We start from the raw sequence: 25,927 nt of genomic DNA, 5'->3' as shown, positions 1-25,927 counted from the left end.
TTGATAAGTATCTTATTTATCCCAGAACACCGGCGTAATTTGCTGTGCCACCTGCAGGCTGCTCACATCATCCCCCAGACTGGTGTTGGCACTCAGCTCTGTCTGTGAATAATACAGGCGCAGCGGGAAAGTATTGAGTGGCGACAATGGCGTGCGCAATACAGGTAATGCTGTTCTGCGGTAATCATTATATGTCTCCATGCCATTGCCATAAGTCGCGATGTATTTTTGTGTCATTACCAGCGAAAGTTTACCGGCATCATCTGCTGCATCGTAAGCAGCTAATTGCTTATTCACAAAACCAGTGATGGTTGCAGTTGACATCGTCACACCTCCTCTTGTAGAACTGAATGTACTTACACTATTCAGATGAGCCGTAATTCCATCTGCAAAATTTTGCCGGGCATCATCCCCTGTTCCCAATGTCAGTGCAGCTTCTGCACGAATAAACTTCACCATCGCATTTGTAATCAGTGGTATGATACCTGATCCTGTTCCATCTGTAGAAGCCACTACCTTTACACTACCTGTGGCATCTGTATTGGTCAGGTACAGGTTCGTAGCCGGAAGATTATTGATAGGCGTCGCATCATACAAACCACCAGCCGGGTAAATCCCAAATGTGGAACGACGATTCAAATCCGCAGGAGCCGCTGTGCCATCACCAGGATTACGACCGTAATAACCATTGCTGTTTGTAGAGTTATTCAGCCCCGCTGTTGCATTTTGTCTGAAGATAAAATAACGCAACCTTGGATCATCATTATTAAACAGCAGATCGATAAACGCCTGATTCATATAGAACGTCTTGCTGGATTGATACTCTGAACGGTGCCATGGATGCCTGTTGTTCGGATTCTGCAAAGGACCGAACTTGAAAGTATAATCCAGGGTATTGCTATTGATCAGAGTAGAATCAGTCACCAGTGCCTTGATAGCAGTAGCAGAACGGGTCGCATCCACCAATCTGATCTGGTTGTACAATTTCAATTGCAGTGAGTGCGCCATCGCCAGCCAGGAAGTCTTGGTACCACTGTACATCATATCAGCAGATGCTGGTACCAATGTGGTAGTGGTGACTTTATTCGCATCCGCAATTGCATCCTGGATCAACGTAAGTACACTTTCATAAATATCTGCACCCTTATCAAATGCAGGACTTACATTGGTTTGTCCATTCTCTGCTTCAGTGTAAGGAATATCTCCCCACATATCTACCATCAGGCTCACCAGGTAAGCTTTCTCCAGTTTCGCAATGGCCACATATCCCCAGTCATTTTCCGCCGTACCACTACTGATAATGGCTTCCAGGTCATTCAGCGTCTGACTGTAAAATCCATCCCATGGCTCATCAAAGCTGGTACCCTGTTGTTGATACCGACCCAGGTCTGAAGAGAAAACAGTATGTTGTATAAAAGTTTCCGTGCCACTGTTCAACTCATACATGTTGGCAGCCATCGATACTTCGGTAGACGGCAGCAACAGGGAGCGCTGTGCAGTTGTCGGGTTGTTCGGGTCTGTATTGATATCTACAAACTTCTTACAGGAACAAAGTCCCGCTATGAGAAAAGTATATAAAAGTGTTTTTGACTGCATAATCATACAATTAGAATGAGCACCTTAAATTGACACCAAATCTTTTGGTAGTAGGTACAGACAGGTTATCATAACCCTGTGAATTACCTACACCCAAAGAACTTACCTCAGGATCGAAATTGCTGTATTTAGGGAAGTTCGGCGCATTGTACCACAGGTTACGACCTGTTACTGAAATGCTGGCAGATCCAAAGGGAGTTTTACCCAGGAAACTCTTTGGCAGTTCATATGCCAACCCAACTTCTCTTAACCTGAACACAGTCGCGTCAAAGATGGAGCCTTCCATCACACCACCGGGCCCCATACCGCCGTTGAAAAAGTGGTCTTCATAAGACATAGCCACATTGTTTTTGATCTTATTCCCATTTTCATCCAGCAAGGGTTTCAGGGTATTTGCATCGCCCAGCACACCTGGCGATACAATCTGGAATTCACGCTTCTCTGTATCACGGGTCACACCACGCGACATCATCTGGCCCACGGTATTGGAATACATCTGCCCACCCTGTTTCCAGTCGAATTGTATATTCAATGAAAAGTTTCTGAAGCGGAAGGTATTCGTAATGCCAACTATAAAATCAGGATTAGGATTCCCAATGGCTTTCAGTGAACCAGATACCAGTGGCTTACCCGTACTGGGATCTATCAGGATGTTCCCTTCATCATCACGTGCATAGGCCGTACCCTGAATCAAACCATAAGGACTACCTACAATGTGCACGCTGCTGGTACCATTCGTGCCACCATAACTAAATTTCTCATAGCCACCCAGGTTCTTGATCATGTTCCTGTTCCGGGTAAAGTTGGCATTGATATCCCAGTTAAAACCGTTCTTCTTCTGTATCGGCGATGCATTGAAACCAATCTCTACCCCTTTGTTAGTCGCCTCACCCAGGTTCAGGATCTGCGTGGTATAACCTGAAGAAGGCGCTGCTGTTACTTCAAAGATCTGCGAAGTACTACGCTTGTTGTAGAAAGTGAAATCAATACCAACCCGGTTGTCGAAGAATTGTAACTCTGTACCAAGTTCCAGTTCGGTAATAAACTCTGGTTTCAGGTTGGCATTTGTGAGTAGGTTGGACTGTGTCACGATATTATAAGTACTACCACCGGCAGGTGTAAATGGCAGGCCAACATTGGATGGTGTAGACGCCCCACCCAGGATGGCATTGATCTGGTAGAAGGCGGCCGTCTGATAAGGCGATGCTTCATTACCTACGCGGGTATAACCAGCTCTTACCTTACCAAAGTTCAACACATCTTTGGGCAACTGAAAGGCTTCTGTGAACACCAGTGATCCATTCACACCACCATAAAAATAACTACGGTTATTAGCAGGCAATGTCGACGAAATATCATTACGGCCTACGAGGTTCAGAGATAAATAATTCTTATAGTCAAAGGTGATATCCGTGAAGAAGGCATAATACCTTTGCTTCAGCAGGTTCCTGTTATTGGTAAGTTGTACACCGGTGATGGAACTTGTATTGTTAATATCATGCAGGTCTGCTACAATGATATTATCCCCATAAAATGCTTTCCTGTCTGTAAAGCGTTGGTTCACATTGTTACCTAAAATGGCGCGTACAGATATATCGGATGTTACAGCGTGCGTGGCTGTTAATAACAAGGTATTATCCAGTTCCTGCCTGTAAATATTGTCGGTGGTGATGCTACCTGCGGAGTAAGAAGAAGAACCTTTACCTCTCACGCTCATTCTACGATCGGTATAGGCGTTGAAACCGATTGTATTTTGAACATTGAGCCAGGTGAAGGGATCGAAACCAACAATCAGGTTACCATAATACCTGTCCACATCACTGGTATTCGGACTGTGTTTTACAGACCAGTAAGGGTTGTCAACACCTGTATAATCATACACGTTACTACCATCAATAGGGTTTTCATAGGGATAGTTGGTAAGGTCATAGCTGGTAGGCACATACATCAGTGTAGACATGATAGAACCTGTGAGTCCCCCTACTGGCGGGGTCTTCTGCCGGGTTGTCACGTAGTTGATGGAGCCACTGGCATAGAATTTATTTTCAAGTTTGATATTACCACCAATATTCACAGAGGTACGTTTTATTTCGTTTTCAGGAACTACACCTTTGTTATCTGTGTTGGAAAAACCCGCGGTAAAGTTGCCTCTTTCTGTACCTGACGAAATGGAGATCGCATTTTCAAATACATTACCGGTACGGAAAAAGTTCTTTGCATTTTGTTTGGCATAAGAACGGTAAGGCACCTGTATGGGGGTGGTACCATCTGATTCATAAAACTCAGGAAATACCGCAGACGAAAATTGCCTGGTCAGCTGATGCGGAATAGTGGAGCGGGTAGGCAACATACTTTCTACACCTTCAAAAGGTTGTCCCCAGGAGGCATATACACCCTGGCGATAATCATTGTTAGTACCCTGGCCATATTTTGTTTGATATTCAGGAAGGCCTGCTACCTGTTCAAAAGAATAACCGGCATTATAAGTGATCTCTGTGCCTTTGCGCGTTTTCTTTTTACCTGCTTTTGTGGTGATGATGATGGCACCATTCGCTGCTCTTGACCCATATAATGCCGCAGCAGCTGCACCTTTCAGCACCGTCATGCTTTGAATATTATTAGGATCAAGATCAAAAGCACGGTTGGTCACTCCCACACCTCCTACGGTAGATGCACCTACGTTTGCAAACGTACTGTTATCAAAAGGTACCCCATCTACAACAAAGAGCGGCTGGTTGTTTCCATTCAGCGAAGAGTTACCACGAATAGTGATATTGGTACCACCGCCAGCTACACCACCTGCAGACTGGATATTTACACCAGCTACCTTACCTTGTAAGGCACGCACCGGATCAGGTTCTGATTTCTGAGCTAACTTATCGGACGAGACCGTGCTCACCGAATACCCCAGACTGTTCTTCTGGCGGGCGATACCAGCTGCTGTTACCACTACATCATGCAATTGTTTTACAGCTGCTTTCAGTTGAATGAGGGCTGCATTTCCCACTGGTATTTCCATCACATGATAGCCGATAGCAGTGACTACCAGTGTGGCGCCGGATTTTACTTTCAATGTGAAAGAGCCATCGCCGCCGGAAGTGACGCCATTGTTGGTTCCTTTTTCCACAATCGTAGTGCCGGGAAAAGGTTCGCCGTTTTCACTCAATACTTTTCCCCTGATGACGGTATCTGCTGGCGGAACGGTAATAACATTTTGTTCACTGTAATCTTTTAAAATAATGAAACCGTCATTCACAATATATTTTATATCCAGCTGACCTAATACTTTATTGAGCACACTTCCCAATTCCTCATCCTTTGCCCGGGCACTTATTTTCGTATCCATGGCAATGTGATTGGAGCTGTACACAAATTTTACATCAGCTTTGTTTTTGATCTGGCTGAGTACATTCCGCAGACTAACATCATCTGCCTGTAGCGAGATCTTTTTGTTTAGAATACTCTGGGCATGGACCATCTTCCCACAGAGACAGACAAGCAGCGCCATCCGCAGGCCTTTGGTAATAAAAGCTTTTACACTCATAGACGAATTACTTTGTAGATTTCTGGTTGATTAAGGCAAAGCATTCCCTGACCACGTTTGCGCGTAGTGCATGCAGGGGCATCATTCTTTATTAACAGGGAATTACATCCTGTACTGTTGCAATTGTAGTGCAGCTACTGTCATAGGCAATTATTTTTTTGTGTGATCCTTCCTATATTCATGACGACTTATTTTTTTGGTTGCATTATTACGGTCTTCCCTTTGATTGTCACTTCCAGGTTGAGTGCCTGGCTAATCATCTCCATCGTAGTGCTTAAAGACTGGTCTGTTAAATCTGCTGTGAACAGGCTGTTGGCAATAGCAGTGTCGCCGGTTTGAATATCTATTTCAAATTTCTTTTCGATGCGTTGAATCACATCTTCCATACTGGCATCATTAAATGCCATGTCGTATTCTGTCCCTTTGGTAAATTCATGTACGGCTTCCCTGGTGGCGTGACCTTTCGTCACAGTGGCTTGTTTTTCTGAATACACGGCGTTTTCATGTTCATGCAATATGCTCTTGCCATTGAGGGATACGGCACCGGTGAGTACTGAAATCGCGACCACCTCCCCGGTTTTCTTTATATTAAAACTTGTTCCTAATACGCTGGTAGTAAGAGATCCACAATAAATGAGGAATGGATGATGCACATCTTTCGCTACCTCAAACAAGGCTTCACCATCTAATGTTACCGCTCTTTCCCGACCGCCAAATTTAACAGGGAATACCAGTTTGCTTTCCCCCTTCAGCCACACGATGGTACCGTCAGATAAAATCTGTTTTGTAATCTTTCCTTCTACGCTGGTGGCATAAGTTTTACGGTGCGGCGCTACCAGGTTGAGCAACACATTCCTGCATAAAAACCCGGCTACAATGAGTACCACTATAGTTGCAGCTATTTTTAATAAACTGAATACAGGTCGCTTATGCGCAATACGATGCTGCAACTTCCGGAATGTCGCATCCTTTGATGCCTGCAACTCTTCAGGAGACAAACTGTCGAATGCCGTTTTATCTTCCATGGCATCCAGCCATGCTTCCAGCTGCTCATTTGGCTGGCCATCGGTATACTGATCGAGAATATGTTTGAAATCCTTACTATTCATCAAGCCTGTTTTCTATATAGTAAGTAAACTGAGAAAGGGCAAACACCCAATGACAATCAAAAAAAAATTTAAAACAGCCAGAAATATTCCCTGAAGGCAATACGCAGGTGCTTCAGTGCCCTTGTCAGGTGGTTTTCCACAGTCTTGTGCGAAATGTTCAAAGCAGTGGCAATGTCCTGTATAGATCGATGCTCATTCCTGCTCATGCGGTATACCTGCTGGCATTTTTCAGGGAGGCGCGATACTTCCTTCTCTACGGCATTGACCAGGTCCGCATATGCCATATACTGTTCATTACTATGATCGGCATCCACAAATTGGGCATAACTGCTGGCATAGGCCCTCCGCACTTTGTCCGCCTTCATATAGTTAAATAACTGGTACTTCACCGCCGTGAATAAATAGGCGTTTAGCGAATGGGTGAGCGATAACTCCCCCCGGCGATTCCAGAGGGAAAAAAATACTTCCTGGATGATTTCTTCTGTAATTTCCTTAGACTTCAACCTGTTGTACACATAAGCAAATAACCGGGGCCAGTATTCATTGTAAATAGCCTCATAAGCCCCCTTATCGCCATTTATTAATAAGGCAATACTATCAGTCGCACTGTATGTATTTATTTTTTTAATAATATTGACGATTTTGGCTGAGAGAAGTGGTTGATACTATAAACAAACAAAAAAAATTCAATAATTCATAGCTATTTATCTAATTTTTTACATTTCTGTAAATAAAAAAGCCACTTTTACCCTTCGGCAAAAGTGGCTTTCTAACAAATTGCTGCTGCTAAAAGTCTACTTTAGCAAAACAGATATAACTTCTGTATACACATGGTACCAGCACCGTCCTTCCACTGATCTGCTTACCATACCTTGGCATCCAGGTAAAGCCTTTATCCAGGTTTCTCAGCGTAGGTTTGGTTGAGGTAGTGCCATCCGGCTCAATGCCCTTATCTGTTACCATAAAATCTCTTCTGTTCAGTTCATTGTACAGGAATCGCAATTCACTGCCAATATTCACCATCAGGTAAGAAAGGTTTAAATCTGACCCGTCGTCGAACTGGCTCTTTTCGATAATGTTGCTCCACAGCAGGTTACCTTCGTCATCTATTGACAGCACGGCGATGTTGTCATAATGGTACCTGTTACCTACATTATAGTTATTATACCATGGGTTGTAATACCAGGGAGAATAAGGAGAATAATAGTATGGAGTATACATACCATAAGGACCATACATATAGTTCCACCTGTTCCATGGCTGGTTGTTCCTGGAGGAAGTATAGAAAGATTCCGCGGTCAGAATGAATCCACCATTTTTGGTGTTGATGATCTTCCTGATAAAGTAATCGTTGAAAGCAGCATTAGTAGAAGATTCTCCTTTAGCCCTGCTTTTCACCTCAGGTGTAAATACTACCTCTTTTTCATACAGCAGGGTCTTGGCAGCATAGTCGTATTTGCTTACATACAAGCCTTCCACATTGCCCCGTTTCTGCCTGTAATAGAAAGATGTGACCAATGCTTTGTGGGTGTTGTTGTCCAGCTTCATCTTCACCTCATCCAGCAGGGTCGTTTTCAGTTCCATCGGCACAGTTTCAAAACTATCCACTGCTGCACGCTTGATCACCAGGCTGCCGCTTACAATATAATCCCGGTTATTCGTACGCTCCAGTTTATTGAAAATGAGGTCACCTTCATTCGTCAGGTTGAAGTTGCTGAGGAAACTCCGCTTTGACTCCATGGGCAGTGACAACCTGCTGTTGTTCATAAAATGGAAAGCACTGTCGTACAGGAAGGTGTAAAATACGTTGTCATTCTCCTTGTCCTGGTTGATCTTGTAGACCAGGATTTTGCTTTTGTCTTCAGAATATTCTACAGAATACACTTTGTTATTATCCTTGGCATAATAACCAATGCGGGTGGAATCGACCATTACCGGGGCGTCGTTAAACTTCCCCTCCCCGTTCATGGTAGCACAAAAGCTGTACACAGCGTCTTTACGCTGGAACTGGTATAACATATATACCTTGTCAGCATAATTGATAAAGTCGACACTGATTAGTTTTTTGGGAAGAAAGTCCAGCTTTACCCTGTCTTTGAGTTGCATAGCATTGTCGTACACAGACACTACATAATCGCCCCTGTCACTCTTATACACCAGAATATTGCCTGATACGCGACCGATAATTTCAAACTCGGTGCTTTTGTAATCATCCTTCTCTGGTTCCGTATAAGTGATCTTTTGAGCCATTACCGCCCCACTCAACAAAAACAGTAAAGCATAGAGATATAATATACGCATGCTGATTTATTTAAATTACTGCAGTTTTAGAATATAGATTTAACGGTAAATCACTGGAATTCATTGTATCCCTGCGTACCGGTTACACTAAAATAAGGAATTACGGATTACCAACACCAAAACCATTATTAACGGCTCCCCGGCACCTAAATTGATATAAATAAACAGTAATTTTGAGCTTAATTATGGACACGGTCTTAATTACAGGTGGTACGGGGCTGGTAGGCCGCGCACTCACCAGGTTGCTTACAGAAGTTGGATATAAAGTCATTATCCTGAGCAGAAAAACAGACCTCCCCGCAGAAAACGGGCTGGTTACCTATGCACATTGGGATGTACAACGCCAGACTATTGATGAAGCTGCCCTTTCCCAGGCAGACTACATCATTCACCTGGCAGGCGCCAACGTAGCTGATAAACGCTGGACAGCCGCCCGCAAAAAAGAGATCCTTGACAGCCGTACCCAAAGTACCGAGCTGCTTTTCAATGCCCTTTCCCGTACGGCCAATAAGGTTAAGAAATTCATCAGTGCCTCTGCTACCGGCTATTATGGCCCATATAAAGGTGGTGAACCCTTTACCGAAAATGATCCTCCCATCGACGATTACCTGAGCACTACCTGTGTAGCCTGGGAAAATGCCGTACTGAAAATGCAGTCCCTGCAGAAGAAAGTACTCATCTTCCGCACTGGTATCGCACTCAGCCCCGAAGGCGGCGCCCTGAAGGAATTCTATAAACCACTGAAATTCGGCTTTGCTACCATTCTTGGCAATGGGGAGCAGGTGGTGTCCTGGATTCATATCCATGACCTGGTCAGGCTATACCTGAGCGGCATTGTGAACCCTGACCTGGAAGGCATCTACAACGCGGTAGCCCCTAATCCGGTAAAACACAAGGAACTGGTAATGACGATGGCACAGGTGGCCCGGGGCAAGAGCTTTATCCCTGTATACGTACCTGCATTTGCCCTGAAACTGGCTTTAGGTGAAATGAGTATAGAGGTATTGAAAAGTGTGAATGTCTCTGCTGCTAAAATCAGTAATACGGGGTTCGTGTTCTCCTATCCTGATATCAGGAGTGCGATGGAAAATTTCTTTAAGCAGTAATAATCTTTATCATGGCAGCTGCTTTGAGCAGGCATTCTTCCCATTCCTGTTCAGCACTGGCATAATAAGTAATGGCAGATCCTGTCTGAAACGACAGGTATCTGTTGCCTGCATTGTACAAAATACTCCTGATCACTACGTTAAAATCAAAATCCCCATCCGGGGTAATATATCCTACAGCTCCGGAGTATAATCCTCTCCTGGATTGTTCATATTGCTCAATCAGCTCCAGTACCCGTTTTTTAGGCGCACCTGTCATAGAGCCCATGGGAAATGCCTGTTTAATTGGTTCGGTGAGTGGCAGAGAAGGATCAGGCATAGCCGTTACAGTGGAAATCATGTGGTGTACCTGCGCAAAAGAATAAATACCAAAGAGTTCTGCTACCTGCACCGTACCCTGTAGCGCAGTGTGCGAAAGGTCGTTGCGCACCAGGTCTACTACCATCACATTTTCAGCCCGCTCCTTGCTGTTGTGCAATAACTCCAGCCGGCGCTGTTTATCCTTCACTACATCGCCCTCCCTTTTAATGGTGCCTTTAATTGGCTGGGATATCAGCAAAGGACCTTTTTTCTGAAGAAAACGCTCAGGACTTGAGCATACCAGGAACTTATCGTCAAAGTGGTAATAAGCAGAAAATGGAGCGGGAGAAAGCTGGTTCAGACGCCTGAACAGTTCAAGGGGTTCAGCAGCTGTATCACGGATAAAGTTTTCACGACAGAAATTCACTTCATAACAATCTCCCCTGTGGATATGCTCCTGCAAACCACGAACGGCATGCAGGTATTGCGCACGATCTAAATGCGCTGAAATGGCTGTATTAGACACGGCTTTGGTCACAGTGCTGATCACTGTGTGCTGCACAGCAGTAAATATCGCTGCGGCTGCCTGCTGGTCCATGTTCCATCCTCCTATGCTTACTTCTTTTCCTTTCAGTAATAAAACAGTTTCCGGCCTGAAAAAGAACAGGTCGGGCAATTGTAAGCCATCGGCATTTCCGGAAGTCATTCCATGAAATACTTCGTTCTTGAGGTCATATCCCAGGTGGCCAAAGAGCCAGTCGGAATGCGTGTTGTAAAATTGCTGCAGTTGTGAAAAGGCAGTGCCGGCATTGCAATGGAGAGTAGCGATAGCGCCAGCAGCCAGAATGGCTTCATACCGGTTGTAAGCAGAAGAGTAATGATTGTTGTCTAAAAAACAACAGATGTTGCACTGGTTACCCCAATTCAACATCTGTTGCTTAAATAACGTTGGATCATTAACCGGGAAATGGTGAAATATCCTGATAATGCTGATTTTTAGTGCTTAAAAATCGTCGTCGTCATCGTCAAAGCCACCTCTGTCGTTAAACAGGCCCATGTCTTTGAATTCATCGTCGATGCCCAAGTCGTCATCGTCATCTACACTTTTCTTTCCAGGACGGCCACGTTTGCTCTTAGGTTTAGGCATGTCAAACTCTTCGAAGTCAGGATCGTAATCCTCATCTTCGGATTTTCCCCAATTATCATCATCATCGTCGTCCAGATCATCATCATCGTCTTCCAGGTCGTCATCATCGTCATCGTCAGATTTACGTTTTGATTTTGAGGCCGGCTTATCTGATTTTTTAGAAGCAGCAGACTTACGGGGAGTTTCCTCCTCATCCTCATCATCTTCGTCCTCCTCTTCCTTCTTGGGCTTACTAGCAGCTTTAGGCGTTGCTTTAGTAGTCTTTGGAGAACTCGTCTTTTTGGTCTCTTTTTCGTTATCAGATTTTGATTTCATAATAGGTTCACTTAAGTCTTTAGCGTATTACTTTAGCGTAAAGTTTTAACAGTTTTTTTGATTAGCCAAATTTTTTTTGCCGATTTTTTTTTGTAATTTTTTAGTATTTTACTGTGGCAGTATCTGATCCCTTCCAGGCCCGTTGGACACATATTTGACAGGAACTCCCAGGTAAGTTTCAACAGCTTTTACAAAGGTTTTCATCTCGGCAGGTAACTCGCTGAAGGTCTTGCTTTTCGCAGCAGTCTCATCGCTCCAGCCCTTATATTTTTCCCAGATTGGCGTTACATCCAGATCATTGATCTGGAAAGGCATCGCTTTCGTCTGTTTTCCATCTATTTCATATGCAGTACAGGCGTACACTTCTTCAAACACATCGAGTACGTCGCTCTTGGTCATCACCAGCTGGGTCACACCACTCAGCATGCAGGTATAGTTCAGTGCTACCAGGTCAATCCAGCCACAACGACGTGGACGGCCGGTAGTTGCACCAAATTCATTCCCTTCTTTACGCAGCTTTTCGCCTACAGCATCATGCAGTTCTGTAGGGAACGGACCGCTACCTACACGTGTGCAATATGCTTTGGTTACACCAATTACTTCTTTCACCCATGACGGCGCGATACCTAAACCGCTGCATACACCTGCGCTGATCGTGTTGGATGAAGTTACGAAAGGATATGTTCCAAAATCCACATCCAGCATACTTCCCTGTGCACCTTCTGCCAATACTTTTTTACCAGCTTTCAGGTGGTCATTCAGGAAATACTCACCATTTACTATGTTCATTCCCCTCAGGAATTCAACAGCCTGGAAGAATTCAGCTTCCCACTCAGCGATATCGTTTGCAATTTCAGCCCTTACTTCCGCAGCAAAGTCATAACCCGCCAGCAGGTGCTCATGCTTTGCTTTCAGTTTGGCATATCGCTCCTGGAAGTCAGCACGCAGTACATCGCCTACTCTCAAACCGTTACGGCCTGTTTTATCCATATAGGCAGGTCCGATCCCTTTCAGGGTGGAACCGATTTTATCTGCTCCTTTAGACAATTCTGAAGCCTTATCCAGCGCTCTGTGACTAGGCACAATTACGTGCGTTCTCTCAGCGATAAACAGGTTAGCTTTCAGATCTACGCCCAGCGCAGTGATTTTATCACATTCCTTCTTGAAAGTTACAGGGTCCAATACTACCCCGTTTCCAATCAGGTTGATGATGTTTTTGTGAAACACGCCGGAGGGGATCGTGTGCAATACTACTTTTTGACCGTCGATATATAAGGTATGCCCCGCATTTGGACCACCCTGAAAGCGGGCAATGATATCATAATTGCCTGCGAAATAATCCACAATCTTTCCCTTGCCTTCGTCGCCCCACTGCAGGCCCAGCAAAACATCTACCATATGAATTGATATTGAATTTTAAAAAGAAGTGGCAAAATTACGGGGAAAATGGAATAATTACAATTATACCTCGTTGTCAAATGACAAAAAAAAGGGCCGCCAGCCGGCAACCCTTTAATATTTTACTCGTCTTCCAGCCGGTTTACTGACTGAATACCATCCAGCCTGCCCAGGCGCTGCAACAATTCATCCAGTTCCTCCTTATCATGCACAAACACTTTGATCAGCCCTTCGAACAGCCCTTCCCTGGATTCGATTGTCAACCCTGCAATGTTTATTTTTAATTCTCCGGAAATAATATTAGTAATCTTGTGGATCACCCCTACATCATCCATACCCACCAGGCGCAAGCCGGTGAGGAAGGAAATTTCCCTGTTTTTCACCCACTTGGTCTTCACTACCCTGTGGCCATAATTGGCCAGCAACTGGGCAGCATTCGGACAATTGGTACGGTGTATTTTCAATCCTTCACTGGCAGTGATGAACCCAAATACATCGTCGCCCGGAATGGGACGACAACAATTAGCCAGCTTGTAGGCGATCTTGTCAGAACTTTCGCCAAAGATAATCAGCTCCGCATCCTTCTTGGAAGGTAACTGGTGCCTGATGTGGTCTTCAGAAATGTGTTCCGGTGCCTTCACCGGTGCCGGCTTGGGTGGCTCCAGCTTATCACCCAATACATTGAATTGTTTCAATTCTTTCAGGTCAATATTCTTCACCGCAATCTGGTAATACAGGTCGAGTGGAGAAGGTTGCTTATAGAATTGTACCAGTTCATTAATATTATGTTGACTGGCAGGTATCTTCAGGTGATCCAGTTTCCGCTCCAGCACATCCTTACCATCCATAGCTACCTTACGCTTCTCTTCCTTCAGGGCGTCCTTAATTTTGGATTTAGCCTTGGCGGTAAGTACGTAATTCAGCCAGTCTTCAGAAGGCTTCTGCTTATTGGAGGTAATGATTTCCACCTGGTCCCCGCTGCGCAGTTTATGACTGATAGGTACCAGTTTATAATTCACCTTGGCGCCTATACATTTATTACCTACCGCACTGTGAATAGCGTAGGCAAAGTCCAGCGCCGTAGAGTTGACCGGCATGATCTTGAGATCCCCTTTGGGGGTATATACATAGATCTCTTCTGTGAACAGGTTGCTTTTGAAGTCGGCCAGGAAATCCAGGGTATTGGAATCAGGGTTATTCAGGATCTCACGAATCTGGGTGAACCACTGATCGAATTTGTTCTCAGTATCCTGCTTCTGGTTACTCCCCTCTTTGTAGCGCCAGTGAGCAGCTAACCCTTTTTCGGCGTAGTCGTTCATACGCTTGGTCCTGATCTGCACTTCCACCCATTTACCGGATGGCCCCATTACAGTTACGTGCAGGGCTTCGTATCCATTAGACTTAGGATTACTCAACCAGTCGCGGGTACGCTCAGGGCTGGGGTGGTAAAAGTCGGTAATGATGGAATACACCTTCCAGCAATCAGACTTTTCCTTGTCAATGGGAGAGTCCAGGATAATACGGATCGCAAAGAGGTCGTACACCTCCTCGAAAGTGATACCTTTCTTTTTGATCTTATTCCATATAGAATGAATGGATTTGGGTCTTCCGAATATTTCGAAATTCAATCCCTCTTCCTGGAGAACTTCTTTGATTGGTTTGATGAACTCGTTGATATAACGGGTACGCTCACGCTTGGTTTCCTTTAGTTTACGGGCAATGTCACGATAGGTCTGCTGTTCCGTATACTTCATAGAAAGGTCCTCCATCTCGGACTTGATATTATACAAGCCAAGGCGGTGAGCCAACGGAGAGTAAATAAAGACGGTTTCGGATGCGATTTTGAGCTGTTTTTCACGGCTCATGCTATCCAGGGTACGCATGTTGTGGAGGCGGTCTGCCAGCTTGATCAGGATAACACGGGGGTCATCTGCCAGGGTGAGCAGGATCTTCTTAAAGTTTTCCGCCTGTGCGGTACTGGTACTGGAATCGACCACGATCGATATTTTGGTGAGGCCGTCCACGATGTGAGCGATCTCAGGCCCAAAAGCCCGGTCTATATCTTCCAGCGTCACTTCTGTATCTTCTACAGTATCGTGCAGGAGTGCGCAGATAGCAGAGCGAACGCCCAAACCTATTTCATCCACACAGATCTGGGCTACAGCCAGGGGATGTAATATATAGGGCTCACCTGATTTACGGCGCATTTCCTTGTGAGCATCTGCTGCCATTTCGAAGGCAGTGCGAACCAGTTCGCGATCACCTTTCTTCAGGCGCGGTTTCAAAGCGCGTAACAAAGCACGGTAATGACGAACGATTTCTTTTTTCTCTTGTTCCTCGTCGAGGTTATATGTTTTGACTGCCACTGTATCCATCTGGACTAAAGTTACAATTTTCTTGCATAAGAACCATAGTCCCAAATCCCACAGTAGTGGTATCTTTTACGGAGGTAATTGTTTCCCCGCAAGGAGATTTTGTCACTCTCCACCGAGGCGGCATTTGTGTAATACTTCCCAGGCAGTGCCGGTATGTCTTAAAAGATAAAGGTTATTGACCCGAAAGGCGGCATGGAATTCCTTTTCCTCGTATTCCTGCCTGGCCACTTCGAAAGACCCCTCTCCTATATCATTCAGTGCCAATGAGATGTGTGGATTAAAACCATATTTCGCCAGCATATTGCTGAACCCGAAGTCCTTTCTCAACAGCAGGATCAATTGTTTATGCAGGTGCATAATGGGGGGCGTCTTGACTACATTGATGAAGATGAGTCTCCTGTTTTCGAAAGCAACCGCGCCAAACCCGTCCAATTGAACTTCAAAAGGCGCTATGCTCGATGCAAAATCCGTCAATGCCTCACAAAGATCCTTTTCCAGCACGGGGTCGGCAGTGAAAGGTACCTGGATGGTAATATAAGGTAATACCTTCAGCGCTTTGCGGGCCTCGTAGAAGTCTGCAAATTCCTGCTTCATCCTGATAATTTCCTTGCCCACTGCGGCATTGGGTAATAAAGCAATAAAATAGATCTTACTTTCCTTCTTTGGCTTTTTAGGGCGCGGTGGTTTGCGTGGATTTGCCTGTCTTCCCTGTGAATTGCCATTCCGGCGGCGATCATTGTTCTGCTGCTCATATCGTGGTTGTCCATGCCCGGACTTACCGCCGTTTACCAGCCCGGGCCCTTTTCTTTCATAGTGCATTGTGTGTGTACAGTTAGTGGATGGTGATGGGGTTCTATTGCCTGAATCCTTACTTTGTAATATGCTTGTGCCCTCTTTTTTCTTAAATTGTTCGTCCAAATGTAAATGTCCCTGCCTGATTCCGACAGATGTACTCCCTTAATATTGTGTTTAGTCTTTTGGTATGTTTAGCCGGATGCCCACATTGTGCAACGTCTCTAAGTCAATGCCCGGTTCCATCTTAAAATGCTTGCGCAGCCGGGTGATGAATACATCCATACTCCGGCTGGAGAAAAAACTGCTGTTGCCCCAAACTTTCAGTAATATTTCATCCCTCTTAACCAGCTTATTGCTATTTTCCACCAGGTACTTCAACACCTTCGCTTCTTTTTTGGTCAGCGCAGCGATCGGTTCTCCATCTTCCTTGGTGAGCTCCTTTTCATCATAGTTAAAGCGTACATGCCCGATGCGGTAAATGCCATCCCCCGGAATTTCTTTAGGCAGTGTTCTGCGCAAAAATACCCGGATGCGCATCACCAGTTCCCGCATACTAAATGGCTTTACGATATAATCATCCCCCCCGATCCTGAAGCCATGCAACCGATCTTCATCCAGTGAACGGGAAGAAATAAATATAATTGGAATCATACCATTCCTTTTCCGGATGTCCTGCGCAAGCGAGAAACCATCCCTTTTAGGCATGACCACATCTAATATGACCAGATCAAAATCATCTCTCTGAAACTTTTTCCAGGCAACCTCCCCATCAAAACAATGCACCACATGATAACCTGCCTGCTCCAGATGCTTTTTTACTACATTTCCGTAGTGATAATCGTCTTCTGCAAGAAGAATCGATACATTACTCTCCATACGTAAAAGTTTTCCCCGTTACAATTTAGGTTGTTAACAAAACTGATTGTACCCTTTTCTGCTCCCAAATTTTTACAATATTGCTGAATAAACTTTTGATTTTAGTTAATAAGAAGTTATTGATCAGAAATACTCGTTCTGGACAACAGTTGTAACGGTTTTGAAATAGGGTTACTCAAAATGGTATTATCATTATCGAATCTATAATATGCCATTATTCCTATTAACAAAAAAAATGGCCGCCAGTTCACCGGCAGCCATTTTTTTAAAGTATTTTTTATCCAATCTCAGGATGCAACTGCAGGAATTCTGATAGCCACAGCATGCTGAAAACCTTTTTTCTGTAAAGCAGCAGGGATCGTAATAGTAGTACCATCACCGGTGGCTTTCCAACTCAGTTTTTCTTTCGCACCCAGCATTTCCAGCTTCGCACCTTTAGCAGGTGTCAGCCCTTTAAATGCAATGGTAGCAGGTAGCTGCTCATCTTTATCTAACATATATATCGCATATACACTGCCGTCTTTCTTCCGTGTAAAACATACCTTTCCATCTTTATATGGAGCAACAGATTTCGTTGCATAGATGGCATCCCCATTTATATGCATCCATGCACCAATGGCTGTCATAGTAGTATACGCTTCGTCGTGCAGCTGACCATCAGGACCAGGGCCTACGTTCAGCAGGTAGTTACCACCCTTTGCCACTATGTCGATCAGGTTATGGATCAGTACATTCACAGACTTGTAATGATCGTTGGGTACATAAGACCAGCTATTCGCCATGGTCATACAGGTTTCCCATGGGTAGTCCAGTGGTTTGTCTGGAATCTGCTGCTCAGGAGTACGATAGTTTTCGTTCGGACCATGTACTTCGCGGTCTACCACTATCAGACCTGGCTGGTGAGTACGTGCCATCGCTGCAATACCATCCATGTCGATATCTTCATCCTGCTTAATGACCCTTTCACCAGTTTCAGCAGCGGTGATGTCTGCAGCTGCTTTTTTATCCTGCTTACGGGGACGCACCCAGCCACCATCCAGCCACAGGATGTCCAGTTTGCCATAACCAGTCATCAGCTCTTCGATCTGGTTATAAGTATATTGACGGAAAGCTTTCCAGCGATCAGGATATTTGCTCACATCATAGTTTACATGCCTGTCTTTTGGCGGAAAGTAAGACCACCAATAGTCCTGGCTATGCCAGTCAGGTTTGGAAAAGTAAGCACCTGCGTGCAGACCTTCTTTGCGAAAAGCTTCGAATACTTCTTTGGCGATGTTTGAACGGGAATCTTTACCAAATGCATAGTTTGGATTGGATACCTTGTAATCGGTTTGTTTGGTATCAAACATACAGAAGCCATCATGGTGCTTGGTAGTAAATACCACATATTTCATACCTGCATCCTTCGCTGCTTTGGCCCATTTGGAAGGGTCAAACTTTGTAGGATTGAAAGTTTTACCCAGTTCTTCATACTTCTTTACATAGTCATAGTATGGAATGCCGTATGGCTGGCGCTGTGTCCATCCTTCATCTTCCGGACAAATGCTCCAGGATTCCACAATCCCCCATTGAGAGTAAGCCCCCCAATGGATCAGCATACCAAATTTCCAGTCAGACCACTCTTCCATATTCTTTTGAACAGCAGGATCGGTAGGTGGTATATAGGGTGGAATTTGGTTGCGCTGCGCACTGGCTGACCCTATTAGCAATAGTGCGCTGCTTAAAAGCATACAAAGTTTTCGCATGATTAATTTTTAAATGTATCTCTAAGACTTATAACCTTTACTTTTTCCCGTGGTACTGCTTTGTTGAACCATATTACCCTCTCCTGGCCGGGTAACAGATCAAAGTAGTTGTCGCTGAACTGTACTTCCGGATCATCATATTGCAGGTATACGTTTTTCGCCAGCTTTTTTGCTGTTATCATAATCCCTGTGGCCGTGGTATCAAATACAGGATAAGAAATCTCAATTTCCGGATCAGGCAATGTCAGATCTTTGGTTTTAGCAAAATAATATACATTCTCACTCAATATCTTATCGCTATTTACCACTTTTGTATAGAATATTACCTTTCCGGTGTCTGCCTGCTGCAAAATTGTGTTCAATGTTATCTCGTGGGCAAGGGTGCTTTTATTACCTGCAATATTTACATCCAGCGATTTGTTCCATAATACCTTACCATCAAAGTCCATCAGCTTCATTTCCAGTTTTGCCTGCTGGTCTTTTACTTCATCAGAAATAAGATAGGTCTTTAAGTTACCATTTTTTACGATATTGCTTACTAACACAGGCGTGTAAGCTTTTTGTACAAAATACTGCATTGCTTTCCAGCGACCATAATAATCAATACTGGACCAGGATGGACCGGGCCAGCAATCGTCTAACTGCCAGTAGAGTGTACCCATACAGAAAGGCATGGCCCTGCGATGTGCTTCAATCCCCATTTTCATGCCTTCTGCCTGTAGCACATGGTTTACATACAGGAAGGATTCAAAATCTTTGGGTTCTTTATAATAGTGTAAGAGATAAGTCCTGATAGCGGCATTCCCCCTTGATAAACTCTTCTGGTGAGACAACATCACAGGAGAATAAATATCTCTGTCATTTTCTGCTGTAAACCTCTTTACAGTCTGAATATCAGGAAAAGATTGGAAACCATATTCACTCATGAATCTTGGAATACGCTCATCAAATGCTTCGAACCATTCCATACCGTGCCATACGCCCCAGTAATGATTATCACCAATAGTGAAATCTTCCTTGGTACCCCAGTTGCTGATAGGTGATGATGGGAAATAAAATCTGTCTGCATCATACTGCCGGATGATTTTTGGAATCTGTACTTTGAAGAGTTCATCATAACCAGCTTTCATATCTGCCCATTGTTTCCCGGTATAGCCATACCCCTCTTTCCAACCCCAATGATCAATAGCAACACCTATTTCGTTATTACCACACCAAAGTGCAAGAGAAGGATGATTACGTAGACGGGGAATGTTTGCTACCAGTTCTGCTTCTACATTTTTCAGAATCTTTGGTGTAGGATATGTAGAACAGGCGAAGAGTAAATCCTGCCATACCAGTATCCCGTTTTCATCTGCAAGGTCATAGAACCGGTCGTCTTCATAAGTACCACCACCCCATACACGAACCATGTTGAAGTTGGATGCCTTCATATCTGCGAAGAGCTTATGATACCTTTCACTAGTGACTCTCGGCAGGAAGTTATCCAATGGAATATAGTCGGCACCTTTCATGAATACAGGGCGTCCGTTTACTTTTATATAAAAGCTCACACCCATACTATCCGGTCTATTCACTACTTCTATTGTACGGAGACCGATGTTTAATTCACGTGATTGCAACAAGTCCTTTCCATCGTAAAGAGATACTTTTACTTTATATAAATACGGATCTCCTAAACCGTTAGGCCACCAGCGACGTGGGTTGGGAATGGTAAGTACTGCAGTGGTAGTATCGCCTTCGTATACTTTAGTAATAGCAGGAAAAAGCTTGTTGGGGCTTTCTATTTTTACAGTGTATTTCTTTTTTACTTCAGTTTCAAATTTCAGCTTCGCCAATATAGTTGCTGATTTATCTGTGAGCTGTTGTTGCTGCAAATACACATCTTCTATACTCACTTTATTTCCATACTCCAGATACACGGGGCGCCAGATACCTGATGTCACTAATCTTGGGCCCCAGTCCCAGCCATAATGATAAGGTGCTTTTCTTGCATAGACACTCAAAGGAATATCACTTGCATCATTACCTGCAGGATAGATCACATCATCCTGCAGGAAGTTGTCCATATCATGCCTGATAGGACTATGGAAAACGAGACGTAAAGTATTGTTTCCTGCTTTTACTTTTTGTTTGATTTGTATTTTGAGTGGTATGAACATGTTGGAACCGGAAGCAATGGAGTCACCATTGATGTAGACATCTGCATAGGTATCCAGTCCTTTAAAATCAAGTGCGAGCCAGTCGTGCTGCAATATATCTTTTGTAACAGTGAAAGTAGTTTGGTATTGCCAGTTCTTTTTATCCACCCATTGTACCGACTTTTCATTCATACCTACATAGGGATCAGGAATGAGATGGTGGGCCATCAGGTCAGTGTGGACGGTACCGGGCACGGTGGCAGTGCGCCATGCAGTGTCGTCAGTGCTTGAGAATTTCCAGTCTTTGTTTAGTTCAATTTGCTGAAAAGACTGTGCCCCTGCTGTGGCCGTAAGCAGGCACAGGCAGGCAATATTCACATAACGTCTCATTATTGTAATTGATTATTTTTTTCGAATTCCGGCCTGCTGCCGCAGGCCTTCTTGCTGCTAAAAGTAGCTATCTATAGGGCGTCAGCGCGAAAAAAAACTTCTTCCTTGCTGCCGCAGGCTTCTCATTGCCAAAAGTAATTCCCGATAGGGCGCCAGCCCGAAAAAAAATGACTCCTTCCTTGCTGCCGCAGGCCACTCACTACCAATAGTCATCCCCCCACAGGGCGTCAGCCCGAAAAAAAGACTTCTTCCTTGCTGCCGCAGGCCACTCACTACCAATAGTCATCCCCACACAGGGCGTCAGCCCGAAAAAAAGACTTCTTCCTTGCTGCCGCAGGCCAATTCAATTATCTTTGTCTCATGAAAAGCATCTGGCAACAAATCCTCCGCTACCTCTACATAGGCAAAAAAGACGAAACCTCGCCGAATACAACAAATGTAAAACTCATGCACGGCATGAACCGGATCTCCATCCTCGTCTTCCTTATCGCACTAATCATCTTCGCCATCAAAATGATTTTTTTCCATCATCATCACTAACCCCTCTTCGTAGCCTCCTCTACAATCACCTCCGCAGCCCTCCTGCTCGCCTTCTTCTCCCCCAGTTTAGTCCACAACTGACTATAATCCTCCTTAATCCGCTGCCTGGTACCCTCATCCTCCAACAATAACGTCAACTCCCTGAGCAGGTTCGCCTCCGTCAAATCATGCTGAATCAATTCCTTTACAACCGGTTTATCCATCACCAGGTTCACCAATGAAATATATTTCACCTTAATCAACCTCCTGGCAAAAAAATACGAGACCGCACTTCCTTTATAACACACCACCTCCGGCACACCAAACAATGCTGTTTCCAGCGTAGCTGTCCCCGAAGTAACCAATGCCGCCTTCGCCTGCCTCAACAAAGCATAGGTTTGATTTTTTACAGTCGATACATTTGGATGCGCCCCTGTAAGCCCCTGCATAAAAGCATCATCCAGACTAGGCGCCTGCGCCACCACAAACTGATATTGCGGAAAATGCTTCGCCATCGTCAGCATAATCGGCAATTTCACACTCACCTCCTGCCGCCTGCTCCCCGGCAAAACCGCAATAATAGGTTTATCAGCAATTGCCGGCTCCGCCGGCGCATCTTTCGCAGCTTTGATCACTTCTACCAATGGATGCCCCACATATTCCACAGGATACTCCCATTTGTTGTAAAAGTCCTGCTCAAAAGGCAGGATACACAGCATTTTATCAACAGATTTCTTAATCTTCTTCACCCTGTTCTCCTTCCACGCCCATACCTGCGGAGAAATATAAAATACAATCTTATAACCCAATGGCTTTGCCCATTCTGCAATACGCAGGTTGAAACCCGCATAGTCAATCAATACTAATACATCTGGCTCATAAGCAGCAATATCCTGCTTACACCAATCCATATTACGCAATACTGTACGCAGGTTCATCACCACCTCTATAAATCCCATAAACGCGAGATCCTTATAATGCTTTACTACCGTTCCCCCGGCCTGCGCCATCAGATCGCCTCCCCAACAACGAATATCCGCGTTGGTATCAATTTGTTTTAACTGTTTGATCAGATTGCTGCCATGGAGGTCACCAGATGCCTCGCCTGCTATTATGTAATATTTCATTTTTTCATTAAATCAGCCAGTGGCAAATATAGTACACAAAAGTTCTTTTTATACTGATCGAACCAGCCCGCTGCCAGCTTAGTTTCCCCGCTCATAAAAAAGAGAAAACTTTCCTTGCTGCCACAGGCCCTCAAAAAAGAAACGGTTTCACCATCAGGCAAAACCGTTCAGTCAAATTTTCAATAACCCGCTGCCGGAACAAACCCTCCAATCAAAAAAAGATTTCTTCCTTGCTGCCGCAGGCCATTATCCATGCAATATCTTCAACAAAATAATCACGATCGCATACAACATCGTCACCAAAAAAATCCCCTTCGCCGTCACATCCCTCCTAATCCTTGTATACAAATAAAACACCACCCCATTCAGCAACAAACAAATACTAATCAGCTTTGGCTGCATCTGCTTGTTATCACTTATCATCGTGAAAAACTCTCCCAGACTGATATGCCTCGGCATCATCACAAAAAATACATAGTACAGGAAAAAGGCGATTACCGGAGTAAAAACTCCCAGTATAATGCCCAAAGGAAGATTATCTTTTCTAAACATAAATAACTGTTATAATATGCGGTGATTTGGGTTTTCTTGCGCTAATTCTTTTATTTCCAGATTTTCTCTAATTCCTTTTTCATTTTATAATCCGTCAGATCAAACTGTACAGGTACCAACGACGCATAGTTATTCGCCAACGCCCATACATCCGTATCTTCTCCATTATCCCTGTTGGTAAATTCCCCCGTCAGCCAGTAATATTTCTTCCCTCTCGGATCCCTTCTCTCATCAAACGTTTCTACATATTTCGCGTCTGCCTGCCTGCACACCTTCACCCCTCTGAACTCTGCTTTTGTCACAACAGGCACATTCACATTAAACAATGTTCCCCCCGGCAGGTTTGTTTCCAGCATCTGCTTCGCCACTGAATGAGCCACCTCCCTACACAAAGAGAAGTCTGCATCAAAACTATAATCCAGGTAAGAAAATCCTACCGATGGCACCCCTTCTATCGCTGCTTCCATCGCTGCAGACATGGTGCCTGAATAGATCACATTGATAGAATGGTTCGCTCCATGATTAATCCCACTCACACATAAATCCGGCAACCCATGCAGGATCTTATCCCGTGCCAGCTTCACACAATCCACCGGTGTACCCGAACACTGCCATGCCTCTATCCCTTCAAAAATATCCACAGCATCCAGTCGCAAAGGCACCCCAATCGTGATTGCATGTCCCTTGCCCGACTGCGGGCTATCCGGCGCTACCACCACTACTTTTCCCAGCGGCCTTACCGCTTCTATCAACGCTTTGATACCCGGAGCCGTAACCCCATCATCATTAGTCACCAGTATGATCTTTTCCTTCTTCGCCACTGTATTAAATATTTTAATCCTTAATAGTCATTCCGTTCTGACAACAAATGTAATATTCTTAAATATATTACCTTGACAAAGAATGTTAATTTCTTAATAATCTACCCGCAGCATCCTCCGGCACGTCAACCCTATAAACAGCGCGATGTACAGTATTATTGTGATCTCGTACACCCCATGACCATAATCAGCGCTGCCGGGCAGTACCTTATCCACCACCGGAAATGGTAATAACTCATCCCCCGCCTGCAAAGGCAACAATCCCCCAATGGCCCCGAAGGAATGCTTCAACCCAACTGTCAACAATTGTTCCAACACCATAGTGTACCCCAGGTAAATCACCGTGGCCAGTCCGGACCGCTTGATAAACATACCTAACAACAAAGCCAGCGACAAAGACACCAGCACCTGCAAAAAATAGAAAAACAGGAACTGTATCCCTTCAAAACTAAATGAGAATGTACTATAGGTAGTACCAAATGCTATAGCTGTAATGAAACTCACTACCAGCGCTATCAGGGCCAGGGCCACCACCCAGAAAACCTTTGACAACACGAAGTCTATCCGTTCCCAGCCATCAATCACCTGTTGCCGGTGCGTTTTGTAAGAAAATTCATTCGTCACCAGCGTCACCAGCAGCAATCCAAAAATCACGGAGGTAAAGCTATTCACATTTGCCACCGTTTGCCATACTACCGGAAAATCATAAAAGTTTTTGCCCAGTAGCTCTGTTGCCTGCTTGGGTATCCGGCTCACCACATCTGCCACAATCATATTGGAAGCCGGAATCACGATGATTGCCAGTATCAGTAAGATCCAGAATGTCCGGTAGTTTTTTACCTTCAACCATTCTATTCTAATTATGTTCAGCATAACTTCAGTTTTGTGTCATTTCAAGGAAAGCTGATTCCAGGCTCTTCCTCCTTACGTGTAAATGATTGAGCCAGATACCCTGTCCCGCCAGCCAGCTATTCAGCTCCCCGGGTGCTACAGGTTCACTGAAAAATACCTGCAATACCCCATCTGTTGCAGCCAGGTGGCCAAACAGCGGATGCTGCCTGATCAATGCCTCCAATCCTTTCATATCACCGCTCCCAATCTCCACAAAATCTTCCCGAACCATCACGGTATTCACAGGTCCCGATGTCAGCAACTTCCCTTTTTGCAAAACAGCCACATGGGTACACACTTTTTCCACCTCATCCAGCAGGTGACTGGCCATAATAATCGTTTTCCCCGATTGTGCCAGTTGTTTGATCAATCCCCTGACTTCTGCAATCCCTGCAGGATCCAGGCCATTAGAAGGTTCATCAAGAATCAGGACATCCGGGTCTCCCAGCAGGGTATTGGCGATGGCCAGCCGTTGCTTCATCCCCAGGGAATAAGTTTTGAAGGCTGCATGCTGCCGGGCACTTAGCCCTGCAATCTCCAGCACCCTGGCAATGTCGTTTTCATCCCGCTGTTTCACAGCTGCTGTAATCTGTAAATTCCTGTACCCCGACAGGTAATGATAGAAATTGGGGGTCTCCAGCAAAGTGCCGATCTGCCGCCTTTGCATTGCAGTGGGGAGCTGGTCAAACAAGGTAAAGTCCCCGATATCCGCCTTCAATACATCTGTCACAATCCCTAATAGCGTGGTCTTACCACTGCCATTTGGACCAAGAATACCAAAAACACTGCCGCGAGGTACCTCAAAGGAGACCTCGCGCAGGGCTTGCAGGGAACCATATCTTTTTGAAATGTTCCGAAGTGTAAGTATAGACATAAGTT

General features: G+C 44.7%; 20 protein-coding genes. 2 read left to right on the top strand and 18 right to left on the bottom strand.

Annotated features, from left to right (window positions below):
• Positions 1–12 precede the first annotated feature (12 nt).
• From ABDW16_RS06555 to ABDW16_RS06535, 5 genes are all read right to left on the bottom strand, one after another.
• Positions 13–1,596 (bottom strand): SusD/RagB family nutrient-binding outer membrane lipoprotein, encoded by a 1,584-nt coding sequence (locus tag ABDW16_RS06555; RefSeq protein ID WP_343668536.1) that lies wholly within the window; start codon positions 1,594–1,596, stop codon positions 13–15.
• Positions 1,597–1,606: 10 nt separating this feature from the next.
• Positions 1,607–5,140 carry a SusC/RagA family TonB-linked outer membrane protein gene (locus ABDW16_RS06550; protein ID WP_343668535.1) on the bottom strand — a complete coding sequence of 1,178 codons (3,534 nt, stop codon included), beginning with the start codon at positions 5,138–5,140 and terminating at the stop codon, positions 1,607–1,609.
• Between the two features lie 188 nt (positions 5,141–5,328).
• Complete coding sequence (locus ABDW16_RS06545) at positions 5,329–6,249, bottom strand: FecR domain-containing protein (RefSeq protein WP_343668534.1); 921 nt, start codon at positions 6,247–6,249, stop codon at positions 5,329–5,331.
• Between the two features lie 68 nt (positions 6,250–6,317).
• On the bottom strand, positions 6,318–6,800 hold the full coding sequence (locus tag ABDW16_RS06540) for an RNA polymerase sigma-70 factor (protein ID WP_343668678.1): 483 nt from the start codon (positions 6,798–6,800) through the stop codon (positions 6,318–6,320).
• A gap of 235 nt (positions 6,801–7,035) precedes the next feature.
• Positions 7,036–8,550, bottom strand: a complete 1,515-nt coding sequence (locus ABDW16_RS06535) for a hypothetical protein (protein ID WP_343668533.1) — start codon at positions 8,548–8,550, stop codon at positions 7,036–7,038.
• Between the two features lie 185 nt (positions 8,551–8,735).
• Between ABDW16_RS06535 and ABDW16_RS06530 the strand changes: the two genes are divergently transcribed.
• Entirely contained in the window at positions 8,736–9,656 is a 921-nt protein-coding gene (locus ABDW16_RS06530) for a TIGR01777 family oxidoreductase (RefSeq protein ID WP_343668532.1), read from the top strand.
• On the opposite strand, the gene ABDW16_RS06525 is transcribed toward ABDW16_RS06530, so the two are convergent.
• From ABDW16_RS06525 to ABDW16_RS06490, 8 genes are all read right to left on the bottom strand, one after another.
• Positions 9,646–10,887 carry an anthranilate synthase component I family protein gene (locus ABDW16_RS06525; protein ID WP_343668531.1) on the bottom strand — a complete coding sequence of 414 codons (1,242 nt, stop codon included), beginning with the start codon at positions 10,885–10,887 and terminating at the stop codon, positions 9,646–9,648. The two genes, ABDW16_RS06530 and ABDW16_RS06525, sit on opposite strands and share 11 nt — an antisense overlap.
• Positions 10,888–10,959: 72 nt before the next feature.
• The gene (locus ABDW16_RS06520; RefSeq protein ID WP_343668530.1) at positions 10,960–11,418 is read right to left on the bottom strand and encodes a hypothetical protein; all 459 of its coding nucleotides are present in this window, start codon (positions 11,416–11,418) and stop codon (positions 10,960–10,962) included.
• 108 nt (positions 11,419–11,526) lie between these two features.
• A complete protein-coding gene (locus tag ABDW16_RS06515; protein ID WP_343668529.1) occupies positions 11,527–12,816 on the bottom strand; it encodes an adenylosuccinate synthase in 1,290 nt (429 codons plus the stop codon).
• Between the two features lie 122 nt (positions 12,817–12,938).
• Positions 12,939–15,191, bottom strand: coding sequence for a RelA/SpoT family protein (locus ABDW16_RS06510; RefSeq protein ID WP_343668528.1), 2,253 nt, complete (start codon positions 15,189–15,191; stop codon positions 12,939–12,941).
• 102 nt (positions 15,192–15,293) lie between these two features.
• The gene (locus tag ABDW16_RS06505; RefSeq protein ID WP_343668527.1) at positions 15,294–16,010 is read right to left on the bottom strand and encodes a 2'-5' RNA ligase family protein; all 717 of its coding nucleotides are present in this window, start codon (positions 16,008–16,010) and stop codon (positions 15,294–15,296) included.
• Positions 16,011–16,160: 150 nt separating this feature from the next.
• On the bottom strand, positions 16,161–16,862 hold the full coding sequence (locus ABDW16_RS06500; protein WP_343668526.1) for a response regulator transcription factor: 702 nt from the start codon (positions 16,860–16,862) through the stop codon (positions 16,161–16,163).
• Positions 16,863–17,149: 287 nt separating this feature from the next.
• Positions 17,150–18,607, bottom strand: coding sequence for an alpha-L-fucosidase (locus tag ABDW16_RS06495; protein ID WP_343668525.1), 1,458 nt, complete (start codon positions 18,605–18,607; stop codon positions 17,150–17,152).
• 2 nt (positions 18,608–18,609) lie between these two features.
• Positions 18,610–21,138 (bottom strand): glycoside hydrolase family 2 protein, encoded by a 2,529-nt coding sequence (locus ABDW16_RS06490; RefSeq protein WP_343668524.1) that lies wholly within the window; start codon positions 21,136–21,138, stop codon positions 18,610–18,612.
• A gap of 360 nt (positions 21,139–21,498) precedes the next feature.
• Between ABDW16_RS06490 and ABDW16_RS06485 the strand changes: the two genes are divergently transcribed.
• Positions 21,499–21,678, top strand: a complete 180-nt coding sequence (locus ABDW16_RS06485) for a DUF6728 family protein (RefSeq protein WP_343668522.1) — start codon at positions 21,499–21,501, stop codon at positions 21,676–21,678.
• On the opposite strand, the gene lpxB is transcribed toward ABDW16_RS06485, so the two are convergent.
• From lpxB to ABDW16_RS06460, 5 genes are all read right to left on the bottom strand, one after another.
• Positions 21,675–22,784 carry a lipid-A-disaccharide synthase gene (lpxB, locus tag ABDW16_RS06480; protein ID WP_343668520.1) on the bottom strand — a complete coding sequence of 370 codons (1,110 nt, stop codon included), beginning with the start codon at positions 22,782–22,784 and terminating at the stop codon, positions 21,675–21,677. The genes ABDW16_RS06485 and lpxB overlap by 4 nt on opposite strands.
• 246 nt (positions 22,785–23,030) lie before the next feature.
• Positions 23,031–23,336, bottom strand: a complete 306-nt coding sequence (locus ABDW16_RS06475) for a hypothetical protein (protein ID WP_343668519.1) — start codon at positions 23,334–23,336, stop codon at positions 23,031–23,033.
• Positions 23,337–23,386: 50 nt separating this feature from the next.
• A complete protein-coding gene (gene surE, locus ABDW16_RS06470; RefSeq protein ID WP_343668518.1) occupies positions 23,387–24,157 on the bottom strand; it encodes a 5'/3'-nucleotidase SurE in 771 nt (256 codons plus the stop codon).
• A 93-nt stretch (positions 24,158–24,250) separates the two neighbouring features.
• Positions 24,251–25,030 carry an ABC transporter permease gene (locus ABDW16_RS06465; RefSeq protein WP_343668517.1) on the bottom strand — a complete coding sequence of 260 codons (780 nt, stop codon included), beginning with the start codon at positions 25,028–25,030 and terminating at the stop codon, positions 24,251–24,253.
• A gap of 4 nt (positions 25,031–25,034) precedes the next feature.
• A complete protein-coding gene (locus tag ABDW16_RS06460; RefSeq protein ID WP_343668516.1) occupies positions 25,035–25,922 on the bottom strand; it encodes an ATP-binding cassette domain-containing protein in 888 nt (295 codons plus the stop codon).
• Positions 25,923–25,927: the final 5 nt, after the last annotated feature.

Source organism: Chitinophaga sp. (genome assembly GCF_039596135.1).
In the GTDB taxonomy this organism is placed as follows: domain Bacteria; phylum Bacteroidota; class Bacteroidia; order Chitinophagales; family Chitinophagaceae; genus Chitinophaga.
This window is presented reverse-complemented; position numbering and strand designations above follow the sequence as displayed.

Coding starts and splice junctions, on each gene's coding strand:
- ABDW16_RS06555 (WP_343668536.1), bottom strand. CDS start 1,596: ATGCAGTCAAAAACACTTTTATATACTTTTCTCATAGCGGGACTTTGT.
- ABDW16_RS06550 (WP_343668535.1), bottom strand. CDS start 5,140: ATGAGTGTAAAAGCTTTTATTACCAAAGGCCTGCGGATGGCGCTGCTT.
- ABDW16_RS06545 (WP_343668534.1), bottom strand. CDS start 6,249: ATGAATAGTAAGGATTTCAAACATATTCTCGATCAGTATACCGATGGC.
- ABDW16_RS06535 (WP_343668533.1), bottom strand. CDS start 8,550: ATGCGTATATTATATCTCTATGCTTTACTGTTTTTGTTGAGTGGGGCG.
- ABDW16_RS06530 (WP_343668532.1), top strand. CDS start 8,736: ATGGACACGGTCTTAATTACAGGTGGTACGGGGCTGGTAGGCCGCGCA.
- ABDW16_RS06525 (WP_343668531.1), bottom strand. CDS start 10,887: ATGTTGAATTGGGGTAACCAGTGCAACATCTGTTGTTTTTTAGACAAC.
- ABDW16_RS06520 (WP_343668530.1), bottom strand. CDS start 11,418: ATGAAATCAAAATCTGATAACGAAAAAGAGACCAAAAAGACGAGTTCT.
- ABDW16_RS06515 (WP_343668529.1), bottom strand. CDS start 12,816: ATGGTAGATGTTTTGCTGGGCCTGCAGTGGGGCGACGAAGGCAAGGGA.
- ABDW16_RS06510 (WP_343668528.1), bottom strand. CDS start 15,191: ATGGATACAGTGGCAGTCAAAACATATAACCTCGACGAGGAACAAGAG.
- ABDW16_RS06505 (WP_343668527.1), bottom strand. CDS start 16,010: ATGCACTATGAAAGAAAAGGGCCCGGGCTGGTAAACGGCGGTAAGTCC.
- ABDW16_RS06500 (WP_343668526.1), bottom strand. CDS start 16,862: ATGGAGAGTAATGTATCGATTCTTCTTGCAGAAGACGATTATCACTAC.
- ABDW16_RS06495 (WP_343668525.1), bottom strand. CDS start 18,607: ATGCGAAAACTTTGTATGCTTTTAAGCAGCGCACTATTGCTAATAGGG.
- ABDW16_RS06490 (WP_343668524.1), bottom strand. CDS start 21,138: ATGAGACGTTATGTGAATATTGCCTGCCTGTGCCTGCTTACGGCCACA.
- ABDW16_RS06485 (WP_343668522.1), top strand. CDS start 21,499: ATGAAAAGCATCTGGCAACAAATCCTCCGCTACCTCTACATAGGCAAA.
- lpxB (WP_343668520.1), bottom strand. CDS start 22,784: ATGAAATATTACATAATAGCAGGCGAGGCATCTGGTGACCTCCATGGC.
- ABDW16_RS06475 (WP_343668519.1), bottom strand. CDS start 23,336: ATGTTTAGAAAAGATAATCTTCCTTTGGGCATTATACTGGGAGTTTTT.
- ABDW16_RS06465 (WP_343668517.1), bottom strand. CDS start 25,030: ATGCTGAACATAATTAGAATAGAATGGTTGAAGGTAAAAAACTACCGG.
- ABDW16_RS06460 (WP_343668516.1), bottom strand. CDS start 25,922: ATGTCTATACTTACACTTCGGAACATTTCAAAAAGATATGGTTCCCTG.